Origin of the sequence: Streptomyces malaysiense, from assembly GCF_000980885.2 — a bacterium.
GTDB classification, from domain to species: Bacteria; Actinomycetota; Actinomycetes; order Streptomycetales; family Streptomycetaceae; genus Streptomyces; species Streptomyces malaysiense.
Window position 1 is genome coordinate 1 of sequence record NZ_LBDA02000069.1, and the last position, 11,962, is coordinate 11,962.

Sequence of the window (11,962 nt, forward strand, 5' to 3'; positions counted from 1 at the left end):
GTTTCCGACTCTATCAGATCTTTCTGATCCGATTTCCTCGGCGCTTTCCAGGTTCTCGCTTTCGCGTTTCCCTTTTCGGCGATTCCGACTTTATCAGAAGTTCTTGGCCGGTCTGAACCAGCCACTCATTTCTGAGTAATCGGGAGGATGCTTCTTTTGAATGTCGATAGCGACTTCTTGGAAGCTAGTAGAGTCTAGCCGTCGCCACCGGACGTGTCCAGTTCTAGGCAACTGTTTGAATCTACCTCCCCACGCGACCCGTGTCAACGGGCTCCGTGGGCGAAGACGACACTAACAGCTCGGGAGGGCCGGACGCACATCAGGCGGCGACGGGCACGGAGGAACTGCGGTCCGCCGCGTCGAGATCACCCGTCTCGCCCGCACGCACCGCGCGTCCCCCGAGGACGTAGACGTACGTCAGGAACGCCGCCTCGGCCGCGACGCCGATACCGATACGAGCCCAGGTGGGCAGGCCGGACGGTGTCACGAAGCCTTCGATGGCGCCCGAGACGAACAGGACCAGGGCGAGGCCGATCGCCATTCCCAGCGCGGCCCGGCCCTCCTCCGCGAGCGCGGCGCGCCGGGTGCGGGGGCCGGGGTCGACGAGGGTCCAGCCCAGGCGCAGGCCCGTACCGGCGGCGACGAAGACCGCGGTCAGTTCCAGCAAGCCGTGCGGCAGGACCAGGCCGAGGAACGTGTCGAGACGGCCGGCCGAGGACATCAGGCCGAAGCCGACGCCGAGGTTGAGCATGTTCTCGAAGAGGATCCACAGGACCGGCAGTCCGAGGAAGACGCCCAGGACGAGGCACATCGCGGCCGCCTTGGCGTTGTTCGTCCACACCTGGGCGGCGAAGGAGGCCGCCGGGTGGCTGGAGTAGTAGGTCTCGTACTCACCGCCGGGACGCGTCATCTGGCGCAGTTGGGCGGGGGCGGCGATGGAGGACTGCACCTCCGGATGGGCGCCGATCCACCAGCCGAGCAGGATCGCGACGGCCGTGGAGATCAGCGCAGTCGGGATCCACCAGCGGCGGGCGCGGTAGACGGCGGCTGGGAAACCGCGGGTGAGGAAGCGGGTCACGTCGCGCCAGGAGGAGGTGCGGGCGCCGGTGACGGCGCTGCGCGCGCGGGCGACGAGCTGGCTGAGGCGTCCGGTGAGCTGCGGGTCGGGCGCGCTGGACTGGACGAGCGAGAGGTGGGTCGCCGTGCGCTGGTAGAGCGTGACGAGCTCATCGGCCTCGGCGCCGTCGAGGCGGCGCCGGCGACTGAGCAGGGCGTCGAGGCGGTCCCATTCGGCTCGGTGCTCGGAGACGAAGACGTCCAGGTCCATCGGGTCTGCCTGCTCCTTGGCCGGTCGCCGACTGGTTGTCGTCGATGGTCGTGTTTTGCTGTCAGCTTGTCGCACTGGCGCGCGATGCGCCCACAGCTTGGCAGACTTGCCGCCCACGAGGCGGACCAGGGGAAGGACGGCGGGCGTGAGCGAGCTGCTGACCGGCGAGGCGGTGGCGCTCGAACTGCTGCCCGCGAAGTTTCCGAGCAGGGCGTTGGCCGTGCTGCTGGACCTGGCGGCCGCGATGGTGGCCTACGCCGCGGTCACCATGGTGCTGGTGGCGACGACGTCCTCCCTGGACAGCGCCGCGCAGATGGCGCTGGGGATCGCGACGTTCCTCCTGGTGCCGATCGGTGTGCCGATCGCGGTGGAGACGTTGAGCCACGGCCGTTCGCTCGGGAAGCTGGCGCTGGGGCTTCGGGTGGTGCGGGACGACGGTGGGCCGATCCGGTTCCGGCACGCGCTGGTGCGGGGAGCGATCGGGGTGGTCGAGATCCTCATGACGTTCGGGACGATCGCGTCCGTCGCGTCGCTGGTCTCGGCGCGGGGGCGGCGGCTCGGGGACGTGTTCGGGGGGACCCTCGTCGTGCGGGAACGGATTCCCGTGGGGCGGACCGGACTCGTCGCGCCTCCGCCGCCGCATCTCGCGCAGCGCTTCGCCGGTCTCGACCTGTCGGCGGTTCCGGACGGGCTGTGGCTGGCCGTGCGGCAGTACCTGACGCGGATGCGGCAGCTGGATCCCGGGGTGTCCTCGGCCATGGCGCAGCGGCTCGCCGGGGATCTCGCGGCCCGTACGGGGACGCCGTTGCCCGTCGATCTTCCTCCGGCCGTCTTCCTGGCCGCCGTGGTGCACGAGCGGCAGGCGCGGGAGGTGCGGCAGTCCCGGCGGTCCTTCGGCGCGGGCGGTGCCGTGGCGGACGGGGCCCCGTCCACGGCCCGGCGTGATGCGGACCCGGGTGCCGGCCCGGACGAAGGGGCGGGGGGCGTGACCGGGTACCGGGCTCCGGCGCCGGTCCAGCCGCAGGCACCCGTCGTGCCCTCGGTTGTGCCCGACCCGCGGGAGCGGTCGGGCGAGCGGCCCGGCGGGCGGCCGGCCACCGGGTTCGCGCCGCCCGCGTAGAAGGGGCGCGGAGCACACCGTCCCGCCGCCCCCGAGCGAGACGGACCTCCGGGACACCCAGGTGCCGGAGGACCTCGCCGCGGCCGTGACCCGTCGCTCAGCGGAACACCGACGGCGGGGACTCCAGGTCCTCCAGTTCGATCCCGGGCGCGGCCAGCACCACGTCGCCGGCGATGTGGACGGTGTGCTGCTCGCCCGTGTCCAGGTCACTGACCTGGTATTCCTCCACGGTCAGGGGGCCGTTGTCAGTGGCGTGTGCTTCGCTGTCCAGCAGTGCCCAGGACTGGTCCACGGTGCGAGGGGCGAGGACCGGGTCCGTGAGGGCGACGAGTCGTACACGGGCCGCGGAGGAGGGGGTGAGGCGCAGCAGACGAGCGGTGGCGACGAGGAACGCGGGGGACGTGCCGGTGAAGGCGTGGGCGCGCGCATTGCCTTCGGTGGCGTGGGTCCCGGTGGGGTCCGTGCGGACCCAGGTGACGCCGTCGAGGGCGGCGCCGCGCACCTGCCAGCCACCCGCGTGGATTTCGAGTCGGATGGGACGGCCGAGGTCGTCCAGGGCGAGATCGACCGAACCGCGCTGGTCGCCGGCGGGGGTCGTCAGCCGGGAGACGTAGCGCCAGCCGGACGGGCCGGGGGCGCACTGGAAGTGTTCTTCGCCGAGGGGGGTGTGATCGTGCGGATCGTGGAGCGAATAGCGGCCGCGGGGCATGGGGGTCCTGGGTCGTGACGGGCTCGGGTCGTCGCCGCGGTATGTCGGTCCGGGGGCGTGAGCGCCGGACGGGCGCGTGACAGGCCGGACCGACCGGCCAAAGGGGCAGGCCCCCGGCACGGGGGTGCGGGGGCCTGCCACTGCGGACCTGGCCGAGACGCGGTGACGCGGCTCGGGGGCGGTCAGTAGCGGTAGTGGTCCGACTTGTACGGACCCTCGACCTCGACGCCGATGTACGCGGCCTGCTCCGGGCGCAGCGTCGTCAGCTTGACGCCGAGCGAGTCCAGGTGGAGGCGGGCGACCTTCTCGTCCAGGTGCTTGGGCAGCACGTACACACCGGTCGGGTACTCGTCGGGCTTGGTGAACAGCTCGATCTGGGCCAGCGTCTGGTCCGCGAAGGAGTTCGACATCACGAACGACGGGTGACCGGTGGCGTTGCCCAGGTTCAGCAGGCGGCCCTCGGACAGCACGATGATCACCTTGCCGTCCGGGAACGTCCAGGTGTGGACCTGCGGCTTGACCTCGTCCTTGACGATCCCCGGGATCTGCGCCAGGCCGGCCATGTCGATCTCGTTGTCGAAGTGGCCGATGTTCCCGACGATCGCCTGGTGCTTCATCCTGGCCATGTCCGAGGCCATGATGATGTCCTTGTTGCCCGTCGTGGTCACGAAGATGTCGGCCTTGTCCACGACCTCGTCCAGCGTCGTGACCTGGTAACCGTCCATCGCGGCCTGCAACGCGCAGATCGGGTCGATCTCCGTCACGATCACGCGCGCGCCCTGGCCCCGCAGGGACTCGGCGCATCCCTTGCCGACGTCGCCGTAGCCGCACACGACGGCGGTCTTGCCACCGATCAGGACGTCGGTGGCGCGGTTGATGCCGTCCACCAGCGAGTGCCGGCAGCCGTACTTGTTGTCGAACTTCGACTTCGTCACCGCGTCGTTGACGTTGATCGCAGGGAACAGCAGGACGCCGTCGCGCTGCATCTCGTACAGGCGGTGGACGCCCGTCGTGGTCTCCTCGGTCACGCCGCGGATCTCGGAGGCCAGCTGCGTCCACTTCTGCGAGCCGTCCGTGATGGTGCGGTGCAGGAGTTCGAGGATGACGCGGTGCTCGTCGGACTCGGCGGTCTCCACGCCGGGGACCTTGCCGTCCTTCTCGTACTCGACGCCCTTGTGGACGAGGAGGGTGGCGTCGCCGCCGTCGTCCAGGATCATGTTCGGGCCGCCGGTGGGGCTGTCCGGCCAGGTCAGCGCCTGCTCGGTGCACCACCAGTACTCGTCCAGGGTCTCGCCCTTCCAGGCGAAGACCGGGACGCCCTGGGGGTTGTCCGGCGTGCCGTTCGGGCCGACGGCGATGGCGGCGGCCGCGTGGTCCTGGGTGGAGAAGATGTTGCAGGAGGCCCAGCGGACCCGGGCGCCGAGGGCGACCAGGGTCTCGATGAGCACGGCGGTCTGCACGGTCATGTGCAGGGAGCCGGTGACGCGGGCGCCGGCCAGCGGCTGGGCCTCGGCGTACTCCTTGCGGATCGCCATCAGGCCGGGCATCTCGTGCTCGGCGAGGGTGATCTCCTTGCGGCCGAACTCGGCCAGCGAGAGATCGGCGACCTTGAAGTCCTGTCGGTTGTCGACAGTCGTCATTACGAGCTGCTCCTCGGGATCGGGGCGAGGGTGGGTACGGCTGGTCTGCGCGGCGGCGGACATACGGATGCCCGGGAAGAGGACACAGGCATGCCCACGTGCGCGCAGCGCAGTCCGTCGGAGGCCCTCTCTCCCTCGGACGGTCCGTGTGGGGACCGCCCGACCGCCATCAGCAGCGACGTCTGGCTCCGTCCCAAGCTACACCGGACCGCCCGGTCGCCCACAGTCCGCGTCCGCGGGGTTCAAGCCGTTCGCGAGGCGGCCGAGCGGTCCGGGGCGGGGTGGGCGCTGCCGGGTCAGTGCCCGCCGACGTGCGGGTTCGGGCCGCCGGGGGTCGCCGCCGGGTCCGGGCCCTTGGCGGCCTCGGCCTCGCTGTAGATGTCGGGTTCGAGATAGATCACACGGGCGATCGGGACGGCGGCACGGATGCGGTCCTCGGCTGCGTCGATGGCGGTGGCGACCTCGGCGGCGGTGTCGTCGTGCCGTACCGCGATCTTGGCGGCGACCAGCAGTTCCTCGGGGCCCAGGTGGAGGGTGCGCATGTGGATGATGCGGGTGACCGCGGCGCCGTCGACGGTCGCGGCCTCGATCTTCCTGATCACGTCGAGGCCGGCCGCCTCGCCCAGCAGCAGCGACTTGGTCTCGGCGGCCAGGACCAGGGCGATGCAGACGAGCAGGACACCGATGCAGATGGTGCCGACGCCGTCCCAGACGCCGTCGCCGGTGAGCAGGGAGAGGCCGACGCCGCCGAGGGCGAGGACGAGACCGATGAGCGCGCCGAAGTCCTCCAGCAGGACGACGGGCAGCTCGGGAGCCTTGGCGCGGCGGATGAACTGCGACCAGGAGAGCGCCCCGCGCAGTTCCTTGGACTCGTTGATCGCGGTGCGGAAGGAGAAGCCCTCGGCGAGCATCGCGAAGATGAGGACGCCCACCGGCCAGTACCAGTTCTCCAGGGCGTGCGGGTGGGAGACCTTCTCGTAGCCCTCGTAGATGGCGAACATGCCGCCGACGGAGAAGAGGACGATCGAGACGAGGAAGGCGTAGATGTACCGCTCGCGGCCGTAACCGAAGGGGTGCTGCGGGGTGGCCTCGCGCTGGGCCTTCTTGCCGCCGATGAGGAGCAGGAACTGGTTGCCGGAGTCGGCGAGCGAGTGGACGCCCTCGGCGAGCATCGAGGACGAGCCGCTGAAGGCGAACGCCGCGAACTTCGATGCCGCGATCGCGAGGTTGGCGCTGAGTGCCGCCACGATCGCCCTGGTACCGCCTGACGCGCTCATGTGTCCGCGTTGTCCCTTCGGTCTCTGCTCGGCCCCTGCGCCTTTGCCCGGCCTTTGCCGGTGGGTCATTCTCGCAGCCCGGCCGGACCCCTGGGCGTCAGATATCCACAGCCCCGGTCATACGATCCGCCAGACACGCACGGTGGCGCGGAAGACCGTGCCCGCGCCGGAGATCTCGGCCTTCTCGCCGGCCGGGACGAACACCGATTGCCCCGGGCCCAGTTCGTGCTCGCCCGCGCGGACGGAGCCGGCCGTGCACAGCAGGATCTGCGAGGTGTCGCGGGTGAGGTCGTGGGCGGTGCCGCCCTCGGCCAGGACGTATCGGGAGAGCCGGAACTCGTCGATCGGGGTCTCGTAGACCTCCTCGCCGTCCGGCGCGGCCTCGGGGCGCAGTACGCCGGGGTCGCGGGCCTCGAAGCGGACGACGCGCAGGAGTTCGGGCACGTCGACGTGTTTGGGGGTCAGACCGCAGCGGAGGACGTTGTCGGAGTTGGCCATGATCTCGACGCCCAGGCCGTCGAGGTAGGCGTGCGGGACACCGGCCCCCAGGAACAGGGCCTCGCCGGGCTGGAGCCGGACGTGGTTGAGCAGCATGGCCGCGATGACGCCGGGGTCGCCGGGGAAGTGGTGGGCGAGGCCGGCGTAGGGGGCGTAGTCGCCGCCCAGGCGGGCGCAGGCCGCGGTGGCCTCGGCGACCGTGCGGGCCATCTCGTCGCGGTCCGCGGAGAGGATCGCGGTGAGGACCTCGCGCAGGGCCGCCTCCCCGGGGTGGGCGCCCAGGAGATCGACGAACGGTTCAAGGGAGTCGACGCCGAGGCCGGCGAGCAGTTCGGCGGCGCGGGCCGGCTCGCGGAAGCCGCACAGGCCGTCGAACTCGGTGAGGGCGCAGACCAGTTCGGGCTTGTGGTTGGCGTCCTTGTAGTTGCGGTGCGGCGCGTCGATCGGGACGCCTGCGCGCTCCTCCGCGTCGTAACCCTCCCTGGCCTGCTCCAGATCGGGGTGCACCTGGAGTGACAGGGGCGCGCCGGCGGCGAGGATCTTCAGCAGGAAGGGCAGGCGTGGGCCGAACCTGGCCACCGCCTTCTTGCCCAGCTCGCGCTCCGGGTCGGCGTCGATCACCTCGGCGAGCGTGCCGCGCTCGGTGCGCGAGGGGGCGCCGGGGTGGGCGCCCATCCACATCTCCGCCTGGGGTTCGCCGGTCGGCTCGACGCCGAGCAGGTGCGGGATGGCGGTGGGGGAACCCCAGGCGTAGGGGCGGACGGTGTTGTCGAGGCGGTCCATGTGTCTTCTCTGTCTTCCGTGCGTGCGCTGCTCGGCCGACCGGACCCGTGCGGGGCGCGGCGGTGGTGTGCGGGCCGTGGAAGAGCGGGCCCGGGGCCGGTGCGGAGCGGCCCGCAGCCAGATCAGGCCCTGGAAGCGAGCGCCAGGTAAACGGCGGCGAAATCCGTGACGGCGATCAGTTCCGCGAGGGTCTCCAGTTCGCCGCCCTCCTCTGGTTCGAGTTCGCTGATCGGCGTGTCGTGGCTGAGTGCCAGGTCGCGGGCGGCGGGGGCGGCGGAGAGGCCGCCGCTCGGACGGTCGCGCAGCAGCACCACGCGCGCGTGCAGCGCGGGTGCCTCCTCCACGCGGTCGCGGAAGAAGTCGTCCGGGTCGGCGCTGGCGGCGAGGGGGCCGGCCAGCAGGGCGCCGTGCGCGGCGAGCGCCTCGGGGAGTTCGGCGACGACGGCGGGGCGGCCGGCGAGTTCGGCGAGGGCGGCGGCGAAGCGGCGGCCCGCGGGGCCCGCGGAGGCGCCCTCGGTCCACACCACGGGGAGCGCGTCGGCGAGTTCGGCGGCAAGGGTCTTGGCGGGGTTGCTGTAGGCCACGATGGCGGGGCCGCAGCGCTCGGCGATCCGGTCGAGGCGGTCGGCGACCTTCTCCAGGGCCTCGGGCGGGGCGCTCAGCAGGCCGATCCGGTTCAGGAGGGTGAGCAGCGGGGTCAGCAGGGCCCAGAAGACACCGGGCGAGGACGCGGCGATCGGTTCCTCGTGGTCGTACGGGGCCGTCGCCATCGGGACGAACAGTCCATGGGTGCCGCCGGCGGCCTCGGCGAGCGGGGTGCCGGCCGGGGCGACGGCGACGACGGCGACACCGCGGCGGTACGCCTGGTCGGCGAGGAGGGCGAGGCTGGGTTCGGTGCCGTCCGGGGTGGTGATCAGGAGGAGGTCGACCGAGCCGGCCCAGCCGGGGAGCTCCCAGCGCAGGGCGCCCGCGGCGGGGGCGACGCCGCTCGGGGCGAGGCGGACCACAGGGCTGCCGGGGCCCGCCAGGGTGCCGAGGAGGTCGGCGGTGTGGGTGGCGGCGGCGCCGGGTCCCGCGATCAGTACGGCGCGGGGGCGGCCGTCGGGTTCGAGGGTGCCGACGCCTGCCTCGACGGCGTGCCGGGCGGCGGTACGGACGCGGGCGCCGGCCTCGGCGGCACCGCGCAGCAGGCCCCGGCGGTCGGCCTCGGCGAGGCCCTCCGGGCTGTCGAGCAGCGATTCGTCCAACATGGGCGGCAGCCTCCGGTGGCCGGGGAGTGGCTACGACGATCTACGACGCTACGGGGTGCGAGGGTCTCCGGCGCTACGACGGTGTCCTCGCAGGTACGACGGGCCGGGGCGCGTCACTCGGGGCGGCGGGCCTCGTCCACGAGAAGGACCGGGATGCCGTCGCGGACCGGGTAGGCGAGACCGCAGTCCTGGCCGGTGCAGACCAGCTCGGTGTCCTGCTCCTTGAGGGGGGCGTGGCAGGCCGGGCAGGCGAGGATCTCCAGGAGGCCGGCTTCGAGCGGCATGGGGTGTGTCCCTTCGGGGGCGAGGTTTCTCGGACCGCTGGTCAGCGTACCGCTGCGGGGAGGGTGGAGCGTGGGTTGCGGTACCGGCTCGGCCCGGCCGTCCGGCTCGGCCGGACGACCGGGCGGGAGGACGGGGCCGGAGGGCGGGGCCGGAGGGCGGGGCCGGAGGGCGGGGCCGGACGACGACGGGGCGGTCCGGGGCCCCGGTCACGCCCTGATGATCGCCAGGGCCTCGTCGCGGATCTTGGCCATGGTGGGCTCGTCCCTCGCCTCGGCGTTCAGGCGGAGGAGGGGCTCGGTGTTGGAGGGGCGGACGTTGAACCACCAGTCGGGAGTGGCGACGGTGAGGCCGTCGAGATCGTCCAGGGTGACGTCGGCGCGGTCCTCGTAGGCGGCGCGGATCGCGGCGAGGCGCGCGGACTGGTCGGCGACGGTGGAGTTGATCTCGCCGGAGCCCGTGTAGCGGTCGTACTGGGCGACGAGCGCGGACAGCGGTCCCTCCTGGCCGCCGAGGGCGGCGAGGACGTGCAGGGCGGCCAGCATGCCGGTGTCGGCGTTCCAGAAGTCCTTGAAGTAGTAGTGCGCGGAGTGCTCGCCGCCGAAGATCGCGCCGGTGCGGGCCATCTCGGCCTTGATGAAGGAGTGGCCGACGCGGGTGCGGACCGGGGTGCCGCCGTTCTCGCGGACGACCTCCGGGACCGTGCGGGAGGTGATCAGGTTGTGGATGATCAGGCCGGTGCCGCCGTTGCGCGCCAGTTCGCGAGCGGCGACCAGGGCGGTGATCGCGGACGGGGAGACCGGGTCGCCGTTCTCGTCCACGACGAAGCAGCGGTCGGCGTCGCCGTCGAAGGCGATGCCGAGGTCCGCGCCCTCCGCCGGGACCCGCTTCCGCAGGTCCACGAGGTTGGCCGGGTCGAGCGGGTTGGCCTCGTGGTTCGGGAAGGTGCCGTCCAGTTCGAAGTACATCGGCACCAGCGTCAGGGGCAGGCCGGCGAAGACCGTGGGCACCGTGTGGCCGCCCATGCCGTTGCCCGCGTCGACCACGACCTTCAGGGGACGGATCGTGCCCAGGTCGACCAGCGCGCGCAGGTGTGCCGCGTAGTCCTCCAGCGTCTCGCGCGAGGTGAGGGCGCCCGGCTCGGCGACCGGCTCGGGGGCGCCCGACTCCAGCCATTTCTCGGCCAGTTCGCGGATCTGCGCGAGGCCGGTGTCCTGGCCGACCGGGGTGGCGCCGGCGCGGCACATCTTGATGCCGTTGTACTGGGCCGGGTTGTGCGAGGCGGTGAACATCGCGCCGGGCAGGTCCAGCGCCCCCGAGGCGTAGTAGAGCTGGTCCGTGGAGCACAGGCCGATCTCGGTCACGTCCGCACCGCGGTCCGCCGCGCCGCGCGCGAAGGCGCGGGACAGGCCGGGGGACGAGGGCCGCATGTCGTGGCCGACGACGATCGCCGACGCGCCCGTCACCTGCGCGAAGGCGGCGCCGAAGAGCCCGGCCAGTGTTTCGTCCCACTGGTCCGGGACCACTCCGCGCACGTCGTACGCCTTCACGATCTGCGACAGATCAGCAGTCACGGCCAACCCTCCTGAAGTTCTCTGAGCCCCCACAAACTACCCGTCCGCGGTAAGGGGGAGGTGTGCGGACACCGGCAGGGCGCGCGGTCGTCACCAGGAGGAGTGGCGGGGACGGGTGGCGCTCGGGACGCCCCCGCGGGTGCCGTCCGTCGTCCCCGCGCTCATTCCCCCACGGGTGCCGGTCAGTTGTGGCGCCCGGTTGTCGCGCTCAGTTGTCCGGGGAACGCAGGACCCGCAGATGACCGCGGCGGGCCACCTCCATGGGGTCCGCGGCGCGGGCGCCGCCGCCGGCCTCGGCCGCGCGCTCCTGGGGGCGGGCGGCCTCGCGCACGGCGTTGGCGAGCGCTTCCAGGTCGTCGCCGCTGGGGCGGGCGGGGGCGGAGCCGTCGAGGAGGCGGACGACCTCCCAGCCGCGCGGCGCGGTGAGACGCTCGGAGTGCTCGGCGCACAGGTCGTAGCAGTGGGGTTCGGCGTACGTGGCGAGCGGGCCGAGGACCGCGGTCGAGTCGGCGTAGACGTACGTCAGCGTCGCGACGGCGGGTCGGCCGCAGGCGGTGCGCGAACAGCGACGTACAGGGCTCACGATGTTGGACGGTACCGCACTCTTGAGCGGGCCGCGACGACTCTCCACCAGGTCACTCCCCCGTGTCGTGCTGTGAGACGCCCCACATACCCCTGAGAACAGGCCCTGTTGAGCCGTGCGGAGGGGGCTTCGGGGTGCTCGGGAGGGACTGTTTCCGGTCATGAGTCAGTACAAACACGGTCAATCGCCTTGAGTTCCGGGGACTTGGGGGGTCCGTGGAGGGTTGCGGAGATGAGCCCGACCTCGGCCGGAACGGTCGTCCCGCGGCGGGAAATCGCCGGTGGCCGGTTGGCGCGTGCGGCCGGGCGGGCGGGGTGGCCGGGGACTACGCTTCACCAGTGATGGACAACCGTGTACCGCCCCGAGCCGCAGGCCCCGGGCCCCGTCGCCGTGATCGTCACGGGCGGGGCATGCGGGGGCCGATCGCACCGCCGCAGGTGCCGTTGGCGGCGAGCAGGGCGGAGGTGTTCGCGGATCTCGTGCAGGACTCCGTGGAGCGGCTGGAGCGGCGCTGGCCGCAGCTCGCCGAGGTGGAGTTCCTGGTGCTGGAGGTGCCTCGGCTGGAGGGCCCGGAGTCGGTCGCCCCCTGGGGGGACGAGACGGTGCCGCTCGGGGGGATCGTGCCGGCGCGGGAGGGACGGCGGGCGCGGGTGGTGGTGTACCGGCGGCCGGTGGAGATCCGGTCGAAGGGGCGGGACGAACGGGCCGCGCTCGTGCATGAGGTGGTCGTGGAGCAGGTCGCGGAGCTGCTCGGGCTGACGCCGGAGACGGTGGATCCGCGGTACGGGGAGGACTAGGGCCTCTCGTTCGGATCAGGCCCGGCTCGCGGGGTCCGGCGCCGCGCCTTTCCCGGCCGCCCGCGCCGGCGGGGTGCTTCCCCCGAGGGGGTGCTCCCGGCGGCACGGGGGGCGCGGCCGGG

At 72.4% G+C, this 11,962-nt stretch carries 11 protein-coding genes; 2 read left to right on the forward strand and 9 right to left on the reverse strand.

Annotation, left to right across the window (positions count from 1 at the left end; all coding sequences use genetic code 11):
• Positions 1-319: 319 nt before the first annotated feature.
• A complete protein-coding gene (locus tag VT52_RS27330) occupies positions 320-1,327 on the reverse strand; it encodes a stage II sporulation protein M (RefSeq protein WP_046426299.1) in 1,008 nt (335 codons plus the stop codon).
• A gap of 145 nt (positions 1,328-1,472) precedes the next feature.
• On the opposite strand from VT52_RS27330, the gene VT52_RS27335 reads away from it, so the two are divergent.
• Entirely contained in the window at positions 1,473-2,447 is a 975-nt protein-coding gene (locus VT52_RS27335; RefSeq protein ID WP_046426297.1) for an RDD family protein, read from the forward strand.
• Between the two features lie 97 nt (positions 2,448-2,544).
• On the opposite strand, the gene VT52_RS27340 is transcribed toward VT52_RS27335, so the two are convergent.
• From VT52_RS27340 to VT52_RS27370, 8 genes are all read right to left on the reverse strand, one after another.
• Positions 2,545-3,156: a hypothetical protein gene (locus tag VT52_RS27340; protein WP_046426294.1), complete on the reverse strand. Its 612-nt coding sequence runs from the start codon at positions 3,154-3,156 to the stop codon at positions 2,545-2,547.
• Positions 3,157-3,338: 182 nt separating this feature from the next.
• Entirely contained in the window at positions 3,339-4,796 is a 1,458-nt protein-coding gene (gene ahcY, locus VT52_RS27345; protein ID WP_046426292.1) for an adenosylhomocysteinase, read from the reverse strand.
• A gap of 296 nt (positions 4,797-5,092) precedes the next feature.
• Positions 5,093-6,073, reverse strand: coding sequence for a cation diffusion facilitator family transporter (locus tag VT52_RS27350; RefSeq protein WP_046426290.1), 981 nt, complete (start codon positions 6,071-6,073; stop codon positions 5,093-5,095).
• A 117-nt stretch (positions 6,074-6,190) separates the two neighbouring features.
• Positions 6,191-7,354, reverse strand: coding sequence for a mannose-6-phosphate isomerase, class I (gene manA, locus VT52_RS27355; RefSeq protein ID WP_046426288.1), 1,164 nt, complete (start codon positions 7,352-7,354; stop codon positions 6,191-6,193).
• 122 nt (positions 7,355-7,476) lie between these two features.
• Positions 7,477-8,604, reverse strand: coding sequence for an SIS domain-containing protein (locus VT52_RS27360; RefSeq protein WP_046426286.1), 1,128 nt, complete (start codon positions 8,602-8,604; stop codon positions 7,477-7,479).
• Between the two features lie 113 nt (positions 8,605-8,717).
• Positions 8,718-8,888: a Trm112 family protein gene (locus VT52_RS36100; protein ID WP_079175303.1), complete on the reverse strand. Its 171-nt coding sequence runs from the start codon at positions 8,886-8,888 to the stop codon at positions 8,718-8,720.
• Between the two features lie 207 nt (positions 8,889-9,095).
• On the reverse strand, positions 9,096-10,460 hold the full coding sequence (locus tag VT52_RS27365; protein WP_046426285.1) for a phosphomannomutase/phosphoglucomutase: 1,365 nt from the start codon (positions 10,458-10,460) through the stop codon (positions 9,096-9,098).
• Between the two features lie 208 nt (positions 10,461-10,668).
• Complete coding sequence (locus VT52_RS27370) at positions 10,669-11,091, reverse strand: DUF3499 domain-containing protein (protein WP_046426284.1); 423 nt, start codon at positions 11,089-11,091, stop codon at positions 10,669-10,671.
• Positions 11,092-11,384: 293 nt separating this feature from the next.
• Between VT52_RS27370 and VT52_RS27375 the strand changes: the two genes are divergently transcribed.
• Positions 11,385-11,840 carry a metallopeptidase family protein gene (locus tag VT52_RS27375; protein WP_107481463.1) on the forward strand — a complete coding sequence of 152 codons (456 nt, stop codon included), beginning with the start codon at positions 11,385-11,387 and terminating at the stop codon, positions 11,838-11,840.
• Positions 11,841-11,962: the final 122 nt, after the last annotated feature.

Coding starts and splice junctions, on each gene's coding strand:
- VT52_RS27330 (WP_046426299.1), bottom strand. CDS start 1,327: ATGGACCTGGACGTCTTCGTCTCCGAGCACCGAGCCGAATGGGACCGC.
- VT52_RS27340 (WP_046426294.1), bottom strand. CDS start 3,156: ATGCCCCGCGGCCGCTATTCGCTCCACGATCCGCACGATCACACCCCC.
- ahcY (WP_046426292.1), bottom strand. CDS start 4,796: ATGACGACTGTCGACAACCGACAGGACTTCAAGGTCGCCGATCTCTCG.
- VT52_RS27350 (WP_046426290.1), bottom strand. CDS start 6,073: ATGAGCGCGTCAGGCGGTACCAGGGCGATCGTGGCGGCACTCAGCGCC.
- manA (WP_046426288.1), bottom strand. CDS start 7,354: ATGGACCGCCTCGACAACACCGTCCGCCCCTACGCCTGGGGTTCCCCC.
- VT52_RS27360 (WP_046426286.1), bottom strand. CDS start 8,604: ATGTTGGACGAATCGCTGCTCGACAGCCCGGAGGGCCTCGCCGAGGCC.
- VT52_RS36100 (WP_079175303.1), bottom strand. CDS start 8,888: ATGCCGCTCGAAGCCGGCCTCCTGGAGATCCTCGCCTGCCCGGCCTGC.
- VT52_RS27375 (WP_107481463.1), top strand. CDS start 11,385: ATGGACAACCGTGTACCGCCCCGAGCCGCAGGCCCCGGGCCCCGTCGC.